This window comes from Flavobacterium sp. ov086, assembly GCF_900187965.1.
Classification (GTDB): domain Bacteria; phylum Bacteroidota; class Bacteroidia; order Flavobacteriales; family Flavobacteriaceae; genus Flavobacterium.
This window is the reverse complement of record NZ_FZNL01000004.1, coordinates 298,545-317,578: the sequence shown is the minus strand read 5'-3', so window position 1 is coordinate 317,578 and position 19,034 is coordinate 298,545. Positions and strand designations below refer to the sequence as shown.

Annotated in this window: 18 protein-coding genes; 7 read left to right on the top strand and 11 right to left on the bottom strand. The window is 32.0% G+C overall.

Features of this window, described 5'->3' with window-relative positions; translation table 11 throughout:
* The first annotated feature begins 3 nt into the window (after positions 1 to 3).
* Positions 4 to 2,367 carry an FdhF/YdeP family oxidoreductase gene (locus CHB81_RS06920; protein WP_089351156.1) on the top strand — a complete coding sequence of 788 codons (2,364 nt, stop codon included), beginning with the start codon at positions 4 to 6 and terminating at the stop codon, positions 2,365 to 2,367.
* A gap of 483 nt (positions 2,368 to 2,850) precedes the next feature.
* Here the strand turns inward: CHB81_RS06920 and CHB81_RS06915 are convergent, their stop codons facing one another.
* Positions 2,851 to 3,174 carry a hypothetical protein gene (locus tag CHB81_RS06915; protein WP_141130366.1) on the bottom strand — a complete coding sequence of 108 codons (324 nt, stop codon included), beginning with the start codon at positions 3,172 to 3,174 and terminating at the stop codon, positions 2,851 to 2,853.
* A 60-nt stretch (positions 3,175 to 3,234) separates the two neighbouring features.
* The gene (locus CHB81_RS06910) at positions 3,235 to 4,173 is read right to left on the bottom strand and encodes a Dyp-type peroxidase (RefSeq protein WP_089351154.1); all 939 of its coding nucleotides are present in this window, start codon (positions 4,171 to 4,173) and stop codon (positions 3,235 to 3,237) included.
* A gap of 1,370 nt (positions 4,174 to 5,543) precedes the next feature.
* Between CHB81_RS06910 and CHB81_RS06905 the strand changes: the two genes are divergently transcribed.
* From CHB81_RS06905 to CHB81_RS06895, 3 genes are all read left to right on the top strand, one after another.
* Positions 5,544 to 6,527, top strand: coding sequence for a beta-ketoacyl-ACP synthase III (locus CHB81_RS06905; RefSeq protein ID WP_089351153.1), 984 nt, complete (start codon positions 5,544 to 5,546; stop codon positions 6,525 to 6,527).
* 180 nt (positions 6,528 to 6,707) lie between these two features.
* Complete coding sequence (locus CHB81_RS06900; RefSeq protein ID WP_089351152.1) at positions 6,708 to 7,370, top strand: hypothetical protein; 663 nt, start codon at positions 6,708 to 6,710, stop codon at positions 7,368 to 7,370.
* Between the two features lie 65 nt (positions 7,371 to 7,435).
* Positions 7,436 to 8,278, top strand: coding sequence for a hypothetical protein (locus CHB81_RS06895; RefSeq protein WP_089351151.1), 843 nt, complete (start codon positions 7,436 to 7,438; stop codon positions 8,276 to 8,278).
* A gap of 9 nt (positions 8,279 to 8,287) precedes the next feature.
* On the opposite strand, the gene CHB81_RS06890 is transcribed toward CHB81_RS06895, so the two are convergent.
* From CHB81_RS06890 to CHB81_RS06880, 3 genes are read right to left on the bottom strand one after another with little or no spacing between them, the layout of a single operon-like run.
* Positions 8,288 to 9,151: a hypothetical protein gene (locus CHB81_RS06890; RefSeq protein ID WP_089351150.1), complete on the bottom strand. Its 864-nt coding sequence runs from the start codon at positions 9,149 to 9,151 to the stop codon at positions 8,288 to 8,290.
* Entirely contained in the window at positions 9,144 to 9,587 is a 444-nt protein-coding gene (locus tag CHB81_RS06885) for a hypothetical protein (RefSeq protein ID WP_089351149.1), read from the bottom strand. The genes CHB81_RS06890 and CHB81_RS06885 overlap by 8 nt, the downstream gene beginning before the upstream one ends.
* Positions 9,588 to 9,607: 20 nt before the next feature.
* On the bottom strand, positions 9,608 to 10,438 hold the full coding sequence (locus CHB81_RS06880; protein ID WP_089351148.1) for a Sir2 family NAD-dependent protein deacetylase: 831 nt from the start codon (positions 10,436 to 10,438) through the stop codon (positions 9,608 to 9,610).
* Positions 10,439 to 10,549: 111 nt separating this feature from the next.
* On the opposite strand from CHB81_RS06880, the gene CHB81_RS06875 reads away from it, so the two are divergent.
* On the top strand, positions 10,550 to 11,140 hold the full coding sequence (locus CHB81_RS06875; protein WP_141130365.1) for a hypothetical protein: 591 nt from the start codon (positions 10,550 to 10,552) through the stop codon (positions 11,138 to 11,140).
* Between the two features lie 109 nt (positions 11,141 to 11,249).
* The gene (locus CHB81_RS06870; RefSeq protein ID WP_089351146.1) at positions 11,250 to 11,948 is read left to right on the top strand and encodes a hypothetical protein; all 699 of its coding nucleotides are present in this window, start codon (positions 11,250 to 11,252) and stop codon (positions 11,946 to 11,948) included.
* An 8-nt stretch (positions 11,949 to 11,956) separates the two neighbouring features.
* On the opposite strand, the gene CHB81_RS06865 is transcribed toward CHB81_RS06870, so the two are convergent.
* Entirely contained in the window at positions 11,957 to 12,352 is a 396-nt protein-coding gene (locus tag CHB81_RS06865; RefSeq protein WP_141130364.1) for a hypothetical protein, read from the bottom strand.
* A 336-nt stretch (positions 12,353 to 12,688) separates the two neighbouring features.
* Here CHB81_RS06865 and CHB81_RS06860 point away from each other — a divergent pair, with 336 nt between their 5' ends.
* Positions 12,689 to 13,723: a hypothetical protein gene (locus CHB81_RS06860; protein ID WP_089351144.1), complete on the top strand. Its 1,035-nt coding sequence runs from the start codon at positions 12,689 to 12,691 to the stop codon at positions 13,721 to 13,723.
* A gap of 103 nt (positions 13,724 to 13,826) precedes the next feature.
* Here the strand turns inward: CHB81_RS06860 and CHB81_RS06855 are convergent, their stop codons facing one another.
* The 5 genes from CHB81_RS06855 to CHB81_RS06835 all read right to left on the bottom strand — a co-directional run bounded on the left by CHB81_RS06855 (position 13,827) and on the right by CHB81_RS06835 (position 19,023).
* Entirely contained in the window at positions 13,827 to 14,672 is an 846-nt protein-coding gene (locus tag CHB81_RS06855; protein WP_089351210.1) for a DUF4249 domain-containing protein, read from the bottom strand.
* A gap of 5 nt (positions 14,673 to 14,677) precedes the next feature.
* Complete coding sequence (locus CHB81_RS06850) at positions 14,678 to 17,290, bottom strand: TonB-dependent receptor (protein ID WP_089351143.1); 2,613 nt, start codon at positions 17,288 to 17,290, stop codon at positions 14,678 to 14,680.
* Positions 17,291 to 17,390: 100 nt separating this feature from the next.
* Positions 17,391 to 18,233, bottom strand: a complete 843-nt coding sequence (locus CHB81_RS06845) for a FecR family protein (protein ID WP_089351142.1) — start codon at positions 18,231 to 18,233, stop codon at positions 17,391 to 17,393.
* 12 nt (positions 18,234 to 18,245) lie between these two features.
* Complete coding sequence (locus CHB81_RS06840; protein ID WP_089351141.1) at positions 18,246 to 18,455, bottom strand: hypothetical protein; 210 nt, start codon at positions 18,453 to 18,455, stop codon at positions 18,246 to 18,248.
* A gap of 46 nt (positions 18,456 to 18,501) precedes the next feature.
* The gene (locus tag CHB81_RS06835; RefSeq protein WP_089351140.1) at positions 18,502 to 19,023 is read right to left on the bottom strand and encodes an RNA polymerase sigma factor; all 522 of its coding nucleotides are present in this window, start codon (positions 19,021 to 19,023) and stop codon (positions 18,502 to 18,504) included.
* Positions 19,024 to 19,034: the final 11 nt, after the last annotated feature.

Below are 19,034 nucleotides of genomic sequence, written 5' to 3'. Positions count from 1 at the left end.
GCCATGAAAGAGGATCAACACAACAAAAATACTGATAATAAAAAACTACCGGACGCTGAAAATCCATACAGACTTTTAGACTTGAAATTAACAAAAGTTGAAGATTGGGCTGCGGGTGTTCCTGCTGTTATGGCGGCTTTTAGTGATCTTATTGAAGAAAAAACTATGGTTAGAGGAACAAAAGCGCTATTTAAGATGAATCAGGTTGGTGGTTTTGACTGTCCAAGCTGTGCATGGCCTGATCCTGATGATGAACGATCTCCGCTTGGCGAATATTGCGAAAACGGTGCTAAAGCATTGGCAGAGGAAGCAACTACCAAAAAAGTTACAGCCGAGTTTTTTAAAGAAAACTCCGTTTATGATCTTGCCAAATTAGACGATTATCAGATTGGCAAAATGGGACGATTGACTGATCCGATGTATTTGCCTAAAAATGGTACACATTATCAGCCAATAACCTGGGATGATGCATTCAAAAAAATAGCAGCACATCTTAACGCACTGGAATCTCCAGATCAGGCGGCTTTTTATACCTCAGGAAGAACAGGTAATGAGACCTCATTTCTTTATCAGCTTTTTGCAAAAGAATACGGTACCAATAATATGCCGGATTGCTCAAATATGTGTCACGAAACCTCCGGATCTGCTTTAAGACCTACAATTGGAATTGGAAAAGGTACCGTAACACTGGATGATTTTTATGATACCGATGTGATTGTAATTATTGGACAAAACCCTGGAACCAATGCGCCCAGAATGATGAGCGCACTTTCAAGGGGTAAAAAAAACGGAGCCAAAATTATTGCTATCAATCCTTTACCCGAAGCAGGTTTAATGGGATTTAGAAATCCGCAGGAAATAAATGGTGTTATTGGAAGCGGTGTTAAACTAGCAGATCTTTTTTTGCCTGTAAAAATAAACGGGGATATGGCTTTGCTAAAAGCTCTCGAAATTATATTGATTGAATTTGAAAAGAAAAATCCCGGAAAAGTATTTGATTACGACTTCATCAAAGAAAAAACAACTGGATATGATGCATTTCTAAAACAGTTTGACGATTATAATCTGGATGATCTTGCCCAGCTTTCGGGAGTTTCGAAAGAAGCGCTTTATGAAGCTGCCGAAATGTTAGCCTTCAAAAAACGAATTATAGTTTGCTGGGGAATGGGACTTACACAACAACCCAACGGTGTCGAAATGATCAGGGAAATTCTTAATATTCTCTTGCTAAAAGGAAGCATTGGTAAACCCGGTGCAGGAGTTTGTCCTGTTCGTGGTCACAGCAATGTGCAGGGAAACAGAACGATGATGATTGATGAAAAACCTACAGATGAACAATTGGATCGTCTACAGGCATTTTACGGTTTTAATCCGCCTCGCAAACATGGTTACGATGTTGTACGGGCCATTAAAGCAATGCAGGAAGAAAAAATAAAATTACTTTTTTGTATGGGTGGTAATTTTTTATCGGCAACACCAGATACAACTTATACCGCTAGTGCATTAAGAAAACTTAATTTAACGGTTTGCGTATCTACTAAACTCAATCGTACTCATCTGATTCACGGACAAGAAGCCCTCATATTGCCTACTTTATCCAGAAGCGATATTGATATGGTAAATGGTGAAATTCAGTTTGTAACTACAGAGAATTCTATGGGAGTTGTACAATCCTCAAAAGGAATGCTTAAACCGGTATCTGATAATCTTATTAATGAAACGCAAATTGTCTGTAAAATGGCAATCGCAACATTAGGAAGCAAATCAGTGATTGACTGGCAGCGTTATCATGATAGTTATGATGCTGTGAGAGACGATATCGAAAAATGTATTCCGGGTTTTGAAAATTATAATACAAAAGTGCGTCAAAAAGGAGGCTTTTATTTGCCTAATGCAGCGCGAGAGGGACAATTTATCACTAAAACGTTTGGAGATCGTGCACCTTTTACATTAACTGCTGTACCAAATAATGAACTTGCTCCTGACGAATACATGATGGCCACAACCCGAACACACGATCAATTTAATACCACAATTTATGGGCTTGACGATCGCTATCGTGGTATAAAAAACGAACGCAGGGTAATATTCATGAATCAAAAAGATATTGAACAAGCAGGTTTTAAAGCCGGCGACAAGGTCGATTTGTTTAATTATGATGACAATATCGAGCGAATTGCACCTTTGTTTATCATTGTTTCATATCAAATACCGGAGAGAAATACAGTTACTTATTTTCCTGAAACAAACGTTCTTGTTTCGGTAAACAATGTGGTTAAGGACAGTAATATGCCGGCATCAAAATACGTGAAGATTAAAATTAAAAAACACGATAGCACAATTTATGACCGAATAAATCAATTGTAATTTGATTCGTCTTTTCGGGCAATGTCAATAAATTAAGCTTTTATAAACAAAAATTAATTTCGCGCAAAGGCGCAGAGTCGCAAAGTTTATCCTTGGGACCTTGCTAGAATATAAATCATTTCTCCGATTTTTTTTAGGCAGTTCCGCAGGAAGGAAATATATTGTAGGGATGGATTTTAATCCATCATTCGCAATCAAAACCCAATATTGTCATTTCGACGGAGGAGAAATCACACGAGAAATTCCATTCCTAAAGGTTCCAATCTTTGTCGAGTTACGCGTGTGATTTCTCCTCCGTCGAAATGACATAAAATGAGGAGACAAAACTTTGCGACTCTGCTCCCGATGGCTATCGGGATTGCGAGAGATTTAACAAAGAAACAAAAAACACAGGTGAGCCAGCGTCAAAGTATGTGAAGATTAAAAGTCTATGTTTCTATGTGTTGAATGAAATTTTGTGAGTTACACTTAAAAGATTTAAATTTACTCATCATTGTTTTGACCAGGATTATTAAACGCTGAAGGCATCAGTTCGATATTATATTTACTGGCTACTTTTATCAATATTGGCATTAAAACAGAAGCTCCGGGAATCAATAAAAAAGGAATCCCAATACCAATTATCTTGAACGAATCACAAAGTTGTATTTTTAAGATATTTTCTTCTTCGTCGCTTATTTTCCCTTCTTTTATATATTTCTGAATAATTAAGCCTGCCTCCTCTTCTCCTTGTCCTTCTTTTTTCAGGTCCAATAAAAAGTGATGAACATTTTCTTCTATGATCGTGATCGTAGTTTCAATCTGCATAAGTTTGTTTGGTTACTTGTTCTTCTTTTTCTTTTGTTGTTCCCGATTTCTTAAAACAATTTAAGCATCAGCGGAGTAATCATCTAATAAATCTAATGTAGGTACAAAAAATAATGTTCCGGTTTGTGCCGTACTAAAATCCAAAATTCGGTCATAATTGCCGGGTGGGTTACCTATAAACATGTTTTCCAACATCTTTTTTGTAGTGCTAAATTTACTCGCATAAGCAATAAAGTAGGTTCCAACTTCTCCTTTAGAAGGATTTCCGAAAGGCATATTATCTCTTACAATTTTAAGATCATTACCATTTTCGTCTGTAATGGCGGTAAGAGCACTGTGAGAATTTGTTGGTTTCACATCGTCTGCCATTTCAATATCGTTCATTTTAGATCTTCCAATTACTTTTTCCTGATCTTCTGTAGATAAGTTTTCCCAGTTTTTCATGTTGTGAAAGTACTTCTGAACAAACAAGTAACTTCCTCCTTTGTACGCAGGATCTTCGTCACCAATTACACTAAAAAAATCTCGTTCCCCGCCTATCGGATTTTCTGTACCGTCTACAAAACCAATTATAGAACGACCATCCCAATACCTGAATCCGTGAACTTCTTCAAGACATTCCGCTACAGATTCTAAAACCTTCGAAATAGCCATCGCCATATCAAAACAAATCGCCGCATTTTGAGCCCTTAAATGAAAATGAAGATCGCCGGCAGTAGATTTTGCTGTATGTTTCACGCCTGCAATAGTTTCAAAAGTTACCAATTCCTTAGGCAACGGTGTTGGTAAACCAAGTTTTATCCAGGCATCATGTCCAACACCCATTACACAACTGGTTCGTCCGTCTGGGATTCTTATGGTATACGAATTATTTAAATTGCTTACTAATGCACAAAGTTTCTCAAATGCAGACTTTATATTAGCCTCATTTTTAAATTTCCATACCATGAAAATGGTATTATTATTTGGATAATCGGTGACGTTTTGTGATTGACTCATACTTTAAATTTATACGTTAGCAGCTATTCAAATTTAAAGATAAAATTCTAAAGAAAGAATACAATCCGTAAAATAGAAATAGACTAAAAATAAAATTTATCTTTAAATACAACAGATTTTTTTCATCAAAACATAAACAGAAAGAAGTGCTAAATAAGCCAATTAAGTCAGAAAACTTTACAATAACTTCACTTAAAAACCTGAATTCAAATAACTTAAATTTTATAATTTTACTGTAATGGATTAGATATCCCGATTGTTTATTTATTCCGAGTCGATTTCTCGTAACACATTTCAAAAAATGACATCAGAGATTTGCTAAAAAAGCAATTATAAAGCACCTAAAGTCATGGTCCTCAAAACAATAGTTTTTTTATAACATAAAATTAAAATTATGAATCTGGAAACTACAATTTTAATTTACTGGCTAATTCTATTGGGAGTCTCTTATGCAATAGCTAAAAAGTATTATTATTTAAACAATACCATAATTTACTCCAAACAATTAGAAAACTGGACAATAAGCCTGTTTTATTTTTTAAAATTTATAGGAATAGGCATCGTTTGTAGCTGGATATTTTTGCAATTAATACATATAGTATTCAAAGACATTTTGATGTTTATAAGTGAAATTTTAAATCCGTAGTAAAACACATTCCTTTCTCATAACAAAAAGAAGTGCTAAATAATTAATTCAGCACCTCTTTCTTCTTTTTAAGTCTTCCTTCCAACATCTTTCTTCTAACATCTTTCTTTCAACATCTTTCTTCTAAATTCTTTCTTCTAACATCTTCCTTCTAACTTCTTTCTTCTAACATCTTTCTTCTAACATCTTATAGGTTTTAATTTGTAAATCGCTCCAATTAATACCACAACAAACAAAAACGGTCACTTTATTATAAATTTTAATTTAATGTAGCCAATTTCTTCAAACTAAAATCCGAAGACATAAATTTTATAAAATTCTAAGTTCATATAGACATAACAGGGATAAAATGGTGTACAAAACATAATTCACTCTCATTTTTTGCATGTTTAACAATTTTTTAATACTGTAAACCTCTTGTACAGGCAAATAAATTTAGGTTTACTTCTAGTTCATTTCTATCTTTGCACCAAAAATTACTTAGGTTCAAATTTATGAGTCAGACGTTTTTTTATTCGCGGTAAAAAATCATTTTGATTGCTATCGTGAAATGATTCTCCCGCTGTCCTGACTTAAAAACAAACAATATTAAGAATGACTTTGATTAAAGAAAACACAGAACTTCATTTTACTCCGCAGGTTCTTTTAACTGACTTTAAGAAAATGGGCCAGGTAAATGGGAACCAAAATAAAAAAAACACACAATAGAGAAACATTAAAATAAATGAATACAATTAACGCTTCCATTATTGCTATTGGAGGATATGTACCGGAAACGGTATTAAGCAATACTGATTTAGAAAAAATGGTTGATACCTCAGATGAGTGGATTACTTCGCGCACAGGTATAAAAGAAAGAAGAATACTTGATGATCCAACATTGGCGACTTCAGATATGGCAGCTTTTGCAGTTAAAGATTTAATTAAAAACTACGCAATCGATCCTCTGGATGTTGATTGTATTATTCTGGCAACCTCTACACCAGACCGTATTTTAACTCCCGCAGCTAGCTTAGTATGCGAAAAAGCAGGCTTGAAAAACGCTTGGGGATTTGACCTTAATTCTGCTTGCAGCGGTTTTTTATACGCTCTTTCAGTTGGTGCAAGTTTCATTGAAAGCGGCAGATATAAAAATGTAATCGTAATTGGTGCAGATAAAATGAGTTCTATTGTTAATTATGAAGATAGAAACAGCTGTATTTTATTTGGTGACGGTGCCGGAGCAGTACTTTTGCGACCAAATACAGAAGGACGAGGTATACAACAAAATATTTTTAGAACTGACGGAACGGGTGCTGAATATCTTACTGTACGTGCCGGTGGTTCTCTACTTTCGACATCTAAAGAAACGATTCATAATAAACAGCATTTTGTACAGCAAGAAGGAAGAACTGTTTTTAAACAAGCTGTAAAAAATATGAGCGCAACATCAAAGGAATTAATGGAAAAAGCTTCATTAACTCCCGAAATGGTAGACTGGGTAATACCACATCAGGCTAACCTGAGAATTATTCAGGCTGTAAGTGAAGATATCGGAATTGGTATCGACAAATTTAAAATAAACATTCAGCGATACGGAAATACTACAGCAGCAACGATTCCTTTATGTTTATGGGATTTTAAAAACGACTTCAAAAAAGGAGATAATATTATAGTAACCGCTTTTGGTGCAGGATTCTCTTGGGGAAGTATGCATATAAAATGGTAATTTAGAAGAAAACTTATTGTTTAAATTTTACTTTTATAGCTTAGAAAAACACTCAGTTCAAATTTGTACTGAGTGTTTTTTTTTTAGAATGAATTAATCAATTTCTTTACTCGTTGTAAGTTTAAAAGAATACTTTTCTATATTTGATTAAAGGAACCATGACCAATCCAAACAACCAATATGCTTAAAAACACTATAATTTGCGCCATCACTATTCTATTACTTTTTGCCTGTAACCGAGTTGAAAAGAAACAAACCGAAAATACTGCAATTGCAAATGATAGCGCAAAAATTAAACCTGAACAAGACACTTTAGCTTCAGTTACACAAGCAGATTCTGATGTTTATTATAATGCTGTTAATACTGAACTTAAAGAAGAATTCAACGATTCCCTGTTCGCAAATTTTTCTGACCTTTCAACAGAAGATAAATTTGTTTTTAATGTTCCTAAAGGAAATATAAATAAAACTACCTCCGTATTTCAAATTTTCAATAATGCCGGTGAACTAATATACGAGAGTAAATTTCAAACAAGTTATCTCGCAAACGGTTATGATTTAAGGCATATTAGAAATGATGATGAAATGGAAAAATATATTTTATCTAAGGCTAAAGAGATATTAGACAGAGATTCTTTTGTTGTTATACCTGATAAAAATAAAATGGATGCTGATGATATTCTTAATTGGCCAAAAGAAGATTTTATAGATTATGATGCATTTATAGAGTGCCGAAATAATAAAACGCCATTATTCACGATCTCACGTGGAGAAGAAGATACAACCTATATTGGTTATTCGAAAAAACTAAAAAAAGCAGTTGACATTACTGGATGTTGTTAAAGATTCTAATACTTTAAAAGCCTGAATACAGCTAATCCTTTTTATAAAAAACACCGCTATTACCAATGCAAAAGACATTTATTATAATCTTCATAATTTCATTTTCGTTGTTTATTTCCTGTAAAGACAAAAATGCAGCAAAACCGAGTGTTCTGATAAAAAAAATAGAAGATGATACTAAAGATTTAGAATTAGAAATACTAAAAGATACAATCTATCCTGTATATAATTTAACCAGTAAAACAACTGCTATTGTACTTACAATGTTTGACACTGATAGCCTATCCAGATCTAAATTTGAAAAAGTATACAGAAAAATAAACGATGCTGATTCACTAGAAAATGATTTCTATAAACATCCGGCTGCTATAAACAGAAAATTTGAATACTACGACACCCTGGGAACCATCCAGCTTATAAAAAGTAAAAAATTAGAAACTGAGATTAAAAAAATCATTGCTCCTAAATATTATGTTTACGGAACTAAAGGTTTTGCCGAAATGACTGTTGACGAAGTGGTTTGCCGAATTGATGATTGCAGAGAAAATTTTATTGCCTTGACCATTAAAAATTTCGATACCGCTAAAAACGGAAAGCCTCTTTTTTGCTCCAGCAAACCAATAAAATTAAATTACGGCAAAAATTATTTTGCAACCCAAAGGAAAATTCAAAAAATAGATGATAGTATTGTTTACAGATATAGTGACCTTGACAGTATTAAAGTAAAAGTTTTCGCAAATATAGGACCGGCCTATTTTGTTTATAATGATGATTTTTTATGGAACACCAATGTAAAAAAATCAAAATGTCTATTTCCCGAAAGACGAATTCTTATTCAGAAAAAAGACAATTCGTTTAAAACAATATATGTTCAGGGATTAGATTTATTTGGTATGGCGTGCGATTAAAAATCTAAGTTATGGCAGTGATAAATATTCTTTGTATTCAATTTTATTATCACTGTTTTTATAAAAGACATAATAGTTTTCGCCACCTTGAAAATACATATCTATTTTTAAGGTATCCTGCAAAATCCACCTATAAGAAACATCCGCATCTTTAGATTTCCACTCGCGATTTTGCTGTGGCAATTCTTTCAGCAAACTAGTTTTTAGGTAATCCGGTGACTCATTATAAAATATCTTATAAGCACTATTAAACGTGTTTTTATTACAAACACACGTTTTGTTTAAAGCATCGTCGTACCTTGATTTACCGTTGTCATTTTCTTTGCATTTGAAAAGAAGTTCCTTTGGTTCGCTTTTTTTGGTAAAATGCATATAATTTCCGGAGTACCAAACTAGTAAATCATCTCCAAAAACATATATTTTATGAAATGGAGGAGAACATTTCATTGTTATAACGCCTTGAAATGTGTTTAAATTAATTTTAAACAAATTATACAATTTGTCCTCCAGAGTTTTCATTTCCTCTTTTAGCGAATGATTGTAAAAATGTCCCTCAACATGATATTCCAAATTATGTATTGTATCAATTTCAAAAGAAGCATCACAAATACCGTCATTTAAAATGAACTCGCTGTCTAATAATTCAAAATTATAAGTTTTAGAATCTCCTGATTTTGATGACTTTTTAAGTTCCCATTTCCCTTTGAGGCTTTCTAAATTAAAAGGTTGAGCGTTTTTATTCTTTGCTAAAAGATAGATGGAATCATTGTCATTTTCTTGTTTTTTGTTTAGAGATTTATTCTCATCCTTTTGATTTTTACACGCTGTAATTATCAAAAGTGTTAATAGTAAAAAAAATATTTTTTTAATCATTTTTATTTTCCGTTTTATCTTCAAAAGCTACTGTACCATAATTTATTTTTTCTGTCTTATCCTTGAAACCATCATAATAATCCGTGATCCATTTCTCATCTCTATAGATGAAAGATAAAAACTTTCTGAAATCACTTTGTGGACCAAAAACTTGTAGATTATCTCCTTCTTTGGGTTCATAATCAAAATCAAAAGAATGTCTGCTGTTAAGAACTATCAACATACTTTCGTTTGTCAAATCTTCTGATAAAGAATCGTTTGGAAAAATTATCATTCCGTCCATTGTAAAATCAGTATCGCCAACGTATTTTGCTAATGTCCAGGTATATTCTTTACGCAAATGCTTAAATCTACGGGATTTTTTGTTGTGTACAATTTTATCTATACCATTTGGAACGCACGTACAAAGCTTAATTTCTTTTCCGGTTTCACACATAAATTTCGCTATTAAACTAATTATTCTTTTACGATATTTTCTAATAATTCTCGTATTATTTTTAATGCTTCGGTTGAAGTTTCGCGAATAATAATTTTATTTTTCTTGTCTTTAATAAGTTCTGTAAACAAATTGTCTTCGGTATTGATATCAACGATTGTTCCGCCATATTTTAATGTTGTTTCTGCAATTGCCATTGGAAGATTTGTCGCTCCGGATGTTCCAACAATAAAAAGAAGTCCAGAGTTCTTAGCCATTTTTAAGGAACTAAATTTCTTGTTTGTTTTTTCATCATACCGTTCGTCAAACCATAAAATATTTGGTCGCATCCAACCACCGCATTCTTTACATTTTAATAATTCAATATCTTTCTCTGTTAAATCTTCGTCTATGTCTTTTCCTTCAATCTCGGCAGGAAGATATTCAATTGCTTGACAGCCATTCGAACACTTAATCTCTCTGTTATTCCCGTGTATTTCATAGATTCTGTTTGTACCGGAGCGTCTGTGCAGATTGTCTATATTTTGAGTTATTAAATGAAATCTATCTTGTAAAAGGTTTTCTATTTCGACTATTTCCTTATGACTTTCATTGGCATGAGCATTTTCAAACATCTTTTTTCTAAATAGCGAATATTGCCAGACTTCTTCTGGATTTTCTTTAAAATATTTGAAGGTTCCAAATTCCTCCGGTTTATGAAATTTTGTCCCTTTAACCCATATTCCATCTACTCCTCTGTAAATTGGGATACCACTATCTGCAGAAATTCCGGCTCCTGTCAAAAATGTAAATAGATTTCGATTTTTTTTACTATAAACTTCCTTTATTATTTTGGCAAGCTGTTCTTTCATTCTCTAAAACTATATAATTTTCTAAATTACTTTATTATTCGCATAAAAATAACTCTACATTTGAAATAATTTTAACATACAGAAATTCAAACTTTATTTACAATCAGTTAAGTGGAAAAAATAATAACATTAGCCCATAAAATTTATAACTCGTCTCCTCTATTGAAAGGTTTTCAATTTAATTTTGGAAATGAACTTTATAATTTATCTAATGATAACAAAATTGATCTCTTAGCACATTGTTTTAAAAATTACGATAAAGGATTTAATGTATCATTAATGCTTTGTTGCCCACATTTATGGAAAGATTTTGACTTAAAAAACTGGACGACATTAATAACGAAAATGTTTCCTCGAGAAAAATTTGATAAACATTCTTTTAAAGATATAAATTCAGGATCATACTGTGATATTTTATTTTTAAACGGAATTATTGGTGTCAATCCTTTTGAATATCTTTTCACTAATCCACAATTTACTATTGAAGAAAAGAGACTCTTTTTTGAGTTCTTTAAACATCGGGCAGAATATAGTTTTTACATCAATGAAAGAGAACTTATCGAAGATATTGTAAACTTTTACGATCTAGAAGTTTTTCAAATAATTGTAATGATGAAGGAAAAATTAATTTCAGAAGGTTTAATTCCTGCCGTAAAATATGATGAAATTATTAAACAGTATTCTTTTCTTGAAGATTTTTAAAAAGCAAAATAATCGCAATAGATATTTATCTTACCTTTCAAACTGAAACTGTTTTTTTGCTTCTAAGTAATAAATTTAATAATAACAAAATCGGATCTGGTATTACAATATGATACAACTAAAACAAATAGAAAGCCTTAGTTCCATTAAAAATATAAACAACCGAATACAATTAAAATACAAAGGTTGGGAAGAACGAAGTGCCGGGCAAATGATTGTTTATCATGCTGTTTTAATTGATGAATTTGACAGAACAAAGGAGCTTTTTGGAGAAAAGGAAATTCAATCTTCTATTGATGAAAAAATCGAAATTGAACATCCCACTAAAAATTTTGGTTTCATTTCGGCTCGCGGTTCTTTTTTGATTAATATTTCCAATTATAACAAAACAAACTTAGATACGTATCACAGAGTTGACAGAACGATGGTTTTGGATTCTTTAGTTGGCAGTTTTTTTTATCCTGATTTTCATTTATTAATTAACAAAAGAAGTTTAGTCGTAACAGATTTGGCAACTTTAGAAAAAAAGAGAATCAAATTTGATGAACACGTTGATATCGAATGGGCGTACTTTATTAATTCCGAACAAATTCAAATTATTCAGGCGTTTTCAAATCTTTGTTTTGTTTATGATTTGAAAGAAGAAGAAATTACAAATCAAAGAAATATTGTCAACGAAAACCTTTATCCCAATATTTTCAGATGGATTTACAGAGGTCAGAAATTCAACTCAAATCAATTAGAAATGGAATTACTTCAAAGAAATGGCAATCAACATTTTATAAGTACTTATTTTGAAATAGTGTAGCTGAAAAATTAATCCTTTTTATCTTCATTATTATCTTCAAAAGTTACTTTACCATAATTTATTTTTTCGAACAGATGTGTAAAAGGTCCGTAATGATCAGCTATCCATTCTCCGTTTTCAAAAATAAAAGACAGGTGTTCTCTAATGCGATTTTCCGGAGTATAAATTTTAAGATTATCTCCTTCCTGGGGTTCATAATCAAAATCAAAACAATTTTTACTATTAAGATAAACAAGCATTTTTTCGTTTGTTAAATCTTCAGATAAAGCTTCTTCTGGCATATAACCCATTCCGTCCATTGTAGTATTACTTGGTCCCAAGCATCTATCTAATGTCCACGTAAAATCATTAAGTCTTTTATTTTTAGCTTTTCTGGAATTTTTGTGATGTACAACCTTATTCATAGTTGCTGGAAAGCAAGTACAGAGTTTAATTTCTTTTCCGGTTTCGCACATAAATTCAAATATTAAATTGTTCAAAAAAATCACCTAATATATACCTAAAGAAAGAAATATAAAATAAAGAACTATACTAACTTTTCTCATCTCTATCTTAGTTGATTAATTCTTTGTTTTTCATACAGACACGAAAATAATATATTTTTTTTTCTTATTTTCTATATAACTTACACTAAAAAATAATTATTTTGTGCAGAAAAAAATTACCTACTCAAAAATAATTAAAGTATAAATTATCAATTGTAATTTTGATTTTGCCAATAACCTAAAAATAAAAATTAATTGAAAAAGATTAAAAATAAGATATTGATTACCGTTGTTTTGCCTTTCATCGTGCTTTCTTCTTGTAAAAATGATCAGAAAATATCTGATGATATAAAAAAAACAAACAGCATCTCAAATACGAAAAAAGATAGTACTGAAATGAGTGTCAGAACTGTTACTTTATTCAACTTTAACAATGAGGGCAATACTGAAATAATTAAAATATCTGGTAGTGAAGCCAGTGATAATGATGATTTTTTTCTAGTTGGTGAAAAAAATATACTTATTGTTTCGAAATATAAAAAAGACAAGAAAAATCAGTCACTAATTCAGAAGGATACCTTGCTTATAAGTGACTATAATCATGTAACTATTGACCGAAAACACTTTTTAAGAAAAAAGGATTATTTTCTATTTGCGACAATGGAATCACCTCTTGGTAATGGAGATCCAGGATTATACTTGAGTTTTTTTATGTTAAATCTCAAGACTTTAAAATTTTATACCTTAAAATATGAGGGAGAATCTACTTTAAGATCTGGAAATTTTGTTGATGGTAAATTCAGTGAAGATAAAAGTTTAGATTCTAACTTAGCCATAAAGAAAGAATTATATGAGTTTGCCAATAAAAGCAAATGGATTTACAATCCTTCTGGACGAGATAAAGACATTAATTATTACAGGAACTTTGAACAAAAATGGTATTTGGACAATTATCCCAAAGGCGAAGATAGTGAAACTTTATATCCTGCTATTGTTAAAAGCACTTATTATTCTGAAGATCTTTTTAAGTATAATGGAGATTATGATAAAGATCAATTCATCGAAAATGCCGATTATAAGATTGTTACCTATTTTCGCAATAATATTATTGGATATGACAAGAATAAAAAATTATATTTCCCAATTACTGTAGAATCCTGCGCTACAGGATGTGATAAGAAAATAGAGTTTGTATCTGAAAATGAAATAGAGATATCATACGAAATTGACAGACAAGAAGCTGACACTATTGATTTGAACAAAATAGAATTTAAAAACAACCAACTCTGATAAAACTTATTGCAAATCAAGAAATTTATAAATCATTGAAAAAAACATCTGACATAAATGCTTATATGTCAGATGCAATTACAAATCAACGTCCAATAATTTTTTATTTTACCAAATAAGATACTTTATTGGCTTCGCAAAGTCGGAAGTAACCAAAAGCATAATTATTTGGATCAGTTGTATTTACAATATTTCCTCTAATATTTCCCGGAGGAATTGAGAAAGGACTTCCTCCATATATTTCTAAAATTAATTTCATATAATTATAGAAATTCTTAGAAATACCGCGGTGTGTAATCTCAATAGTTTTTCCCGGTACTATTTTGCCGTCTTCATTTGCGAATCGGTTATTTATCTCGTTTCCATTAAATAATTCATCATCTAAAAGTCCATATTCCGGATATATCAGGAAATCACTTTTAAAATCAGTCAGATAATAATTCGTCTGATCAACAGGATCTTTATAATAAAATACTATTTCAATGCTTTCCTCTCCCGCTCCATCTTTATGGATTTCTTGCTCTACTCTGTCAATTGGCACTACAGGTGTTAGTTTTTCAACTGCTTTAAAACTTTGTCCTTCTGCAGTTACAGACAGTGTATAATCCATATTTATCACAGGTACAAAATTATTACATACATAAGAACCCGGCTCTGTTTCGGTAAAAGTAAAAACATCACCATTACTGTTTTCAACTTTTACCTGTGCTCCAGAAACTTTTGGAGTGGTCTTATTGTAATATGGCGCCGTTTTACTAACCTTGATAACTTGTACATTACCAGTTGTTCCTTTTTGCCAAATAATTTCTGCATCTACAACTAGTTTTGTTGGTCCGGTTTCTAAATCCAGTTTTACAACCTCTTCACAAGATGAAAAAAACAAGACTGAAAGAAGGCTTAAAAAAGCCAATGCTTTACTCTTAAAAGTATACTTATTAATACTTTTCATATTCATTAAAATTTAAAATTATAAGAAACACCTGGGACTACACCAAAAATAGACAGTCTTCTGGTTTCGTTTTCTCCTGTATCATCGTTTGTTGTAAACGTAATTGAGGCGGCATTTTGTCTGTTGTAAACATTATAAAGACTAAATACCCAATAGCTTTGCCATCCTTTCTTTTTGTCCGGTTTTGGTGTGTAAGTCGCTGCCAAATCTAAGTGATGAAAAAGCGGAAGTCTGTTTTCATTTCTCAAAGAAAAATTAGGAATATTGATCTTCCCAAATTCATAATAACTATTTGCATACGTTACAGGCTGACCTGATTGCAAAGTAAAATTGGCATTAAAAGACCATTTAGGATTGTATTCGTAACTTCCTACAATACTCAAATTGTGCAGTTTATCATATCCTGACAAATACCAATCACCATTTGCAATACCAGGTTCCTCAGGTGTTCTTCCCGGCGTTTTTTGTTCGGCTCTTGATAAAGTGTATGAAACCCATCCTGTAAAACGTCCGGTATTTTTTCTTAGCGATAATTCCATACCGTACGATCTCGCTTTACCATTCAGGATTACCTGTTCTATATTATTATTTGCCAATATATCTGCTCCGTCGATATAATCGATACGATTTTGGATTTTCTTATAAAACAATTCTCCTTCAAAAGAATATTCTTTGTCTTTGAAATTTTTAAAATATCCTATTGCATACTGATCCAGAATCTGTGGTTTTGTAAAAGGTCCGCTTGGTGTCCAGATCGTCATTGGCAAAGGCGACTGCGTATTAGACAGCATATGAATGTATTGCGCCATTCTATTGTAGCTTGCCTTTACAGAAGTGTTGTCGTTAAAAGCGTATGACAACGCCGCACGCGGTTCCAGATTATCGAATTTACTTATTGTTTCTCCTCTTTTATAAGAGATCGTTCCTGTTGGAGTTCCTTCTTCATAAATGTTGTATAACGGATTATAAACAACCGCTTGTCCATTTTGATACGTGCTTATTTCCTCGCCTCCTAAACGGTAAAACATACTATAACGAAGTCCGTATCTTAAATTAAGTTTCTCTGTAATTTGATGTTCGAAGTCCAGATAAATGGAAGATTCAAAAGCATATTTTCTATCTAGTTGTTCGTAATTAAACTGCGAATCTGATCTTGTTGGTTTTACCGTTCCCGGATTGAAATTATAATATTGACCGTCGATTCCGTAATTCAATTTTAACTTTTCAGATAAAGTATGATTCCATGCATACTTAAGTCCGGAAGTCTGAATGTTATTGTTCCATTTAAAAAATTCAGTTGGTAAGCCAAGATTAAACCTGTAATCGCTATAGAAAACTGATAGATTGGTATTTAAATTATCCGAGAATTTATGCTTCCAACTCACGATTCCCATTGTGTTTCCAAAAGTGCTGGTAAAACGATTGTCGATATCAAAGACATCATTCCCAAAATATCCCGAAAAAGCAATGGAGTTATTAGCACCTAAACGATAATTAAGTTTTGCATTAAGATCATAAAACATGGCTGTATTACTGTTACCATCCAGTTTCAAAAATAAATGGGCATAAGAAGCACGTCCGGCAATAATAAACGAACCTTTTCCTTTCTCGATAGGTCCTTGTGCCATAAGTCGGCTTGATATTAAACCAATACCACCACTTACTTTATAATCTTCAAAATCACCCGTTTGCTGCGTTACATCAAGAACTGACGAAACTCGCCCACCATATTTAGAAGGAATTCCACCTTTGTATAATTCTAATCCGTTTATAATATCTGCATTAAAAATGGAGAAAAATCCAAACATATGAGAATCACCATATACGGGAGCACCATCCAAAAGAATCAAATTCTGATCTGCCGCACCTCCACGAACATTAAAACCGGATGAAGCTTCGCCCGCATTTGTAACACCCGGCAAAGTCAATAATGATTTTAAAGGATCCGGCTCGCCCATAGCAGCCGGAATTCTTTTGATCTCTGCCATTGAAAGCTTACTAACACTCATTTGAGTGTTTTTTACATCAACGGCTTTGTTTGTGGTTATAATTACCTGCTCCAGTTCCTGACTATCAGAATCCATGGTAAAATTTATCCTTGCATCATCTGTAATTTCAACTTGTCTTTCTTTATTCTTTAGCCCAATATAACTAATTGCAACCGTATAAGTGCCTTTGTCCAGATCTATAGAAAACATTCCGTTTCTGTCTGTTGTGGCGCCAGTTTCTGCCTCTTTTACATAAACATTGGCTCCAATAATAGGCTCATTGTTATCGTCAAAAACCTGACCGGTTAGCTTGTTTTTTTTTTTAGGTGTTTTGGTAGCTTTTTGTTTTACAAAAATATTATTGCCAACGATTGAAAACTGAACTAATGCGGTCTTGTTTAATTCATTGATAAGTTCTTTTATTTCAATATTCTTATAAGTTTTGTGATGGCTAAAATACTTCTGACTTGTATTAATCTGATCCGTAAAGGCAAATTTAAAATCAGTTTGATTTTCAATTTGCTTAAAAAATTCTTTTAAGACTACTGTTTTATCTACCGTTACTGTTATGTTTTGGGAGAACGCACTCAAACCGAATAAAAAAAAGCATGCGGAAATTATATGCTTCATGAAATTTTGTATTTTTGAATATTATTAAATGGAATAGTTTTATACTATCCTTACTATGAGGAGGATGTGTAGTTTCGCGGCTAGTACATCCTTTTCTTTTCTATTGAAAAGTAACTTCTTTTAATTCATCGTTTATTTCAAAGTTTAGGTTATACATTTCTGATATTAATTGTACAATTATTTTTAAATCTTCTTTTTTATTGATTCTTACTGTAATTCGCTGGTTATGATATTCCTGCGGAATTATCACTTTATAACCATAATTTTCCTGAATGTATACACTGACAGCAGTTAGTTTTTCATTGTCAAAATCAGTAAATCGGTTAAATTCAGTTACAACAGCAGTATTGTTCCCATAAGTAAAAGTTTCACCCGGAACCAGTATCCATTTTTTGTCCTGATTTTTTATACTCATCTCAACGCTTCCTTCGTAAAGTGAAACACTTACACCTTTTTCTGTATTTTCTTTTACAGTAAAAGAAGTTCCTAAAACGGTTGTTGTAGTTTCTTTACAAAAAACCTCAAAAGGATGCTTTTTATCTTTCTGTACTTTAAAATAGCCTTCACCTTCAATTTCAATCTTTCTATTAGTCGTAAAATTATTGGCGTACCTAAGTTTCGAATTCGGACTCAATTCAACTTTAGAACTATCCGGTAAGAAAACTGTTTTTATTTTTGAAGTCGTATTTTCAATTACTGTCGAAGCAACCATAATATTTTGTTCTACAGAACCTTTGGTAAAATAAATTCCGGTTCCAATAAGTGCAAAAATTAAAACTGCCGCTGCTGCCGCATAACGCCAAATTTTAAATTTAGGTTTCTTTGCTGTAAAAGCTTTCGACTGAAAGTCTTCCCACGAAGCTTCTTTTTCACTATCAGAGTGTGAAATGGGAGTTTCATCCCAGATCTTTTTTAATTCGTCTTCTATTTTTTTATCATTCATGTCTTTGGGGCGTTAAAGTTTCTGACAATAAAATCCTTGCTTATTAAAAACACCATAAACCATTTCTTTTATCTCTCTGTTGGTTTCGATTCTTAGCACATGATTAGAATCTTCCAGATCAAAATTCATGATACAATCAGAGATAACAAATTGAAGCAGAGCTACAATAAACCTTGCATCTTCCTTTGTGGTAATATCTGTTTTATAAGCCTCAATATTCATTTTTATGATTCTGTTTTATATATAACAAACGAGATCACAAAAGTTCCTAATGGTTTTCGATTTTTTTTCGAATAAATTTACTGGCGAGATAAATATGATTGGCAATTGTCTTTTCAGAAAGATCTGTCATTGTCGCAATCTCCTTATAGCTAAGGCTTTCCAGTTTATGTAGTGTATATATTTTTTGCTGTTGTTCCGGAAGCAGATTTATAAAGTTATATAATTTTTCCTGTCTCTCTTCAAAAATTTCAGTTTCGGTATCTTCTTCCTCCATTACAACATGCAAAGGATCAAGTTGAACTATTTTATTTTCTCTGTTAAGATGATTAATTATAATGTTCTTGCAGATCACGAACAATTGTTTATCCAATAAAACATCTTCATTGAGTAATTCTCTTTTATTATAAAGTCTTAAAAAAGTCTCCTGAACAAAATCCTGCGGGGTCAGAACTGTAAAATTAAATCGTTTGGCAATGTTCACCAGTTTATCATAGTAGTTTAAATAAGCTTCCTTGAAAGAAGCCTCATTACCTTTTTTTAAACTTAATATAAACTTTCTATTGTCCATAAACTAAATAC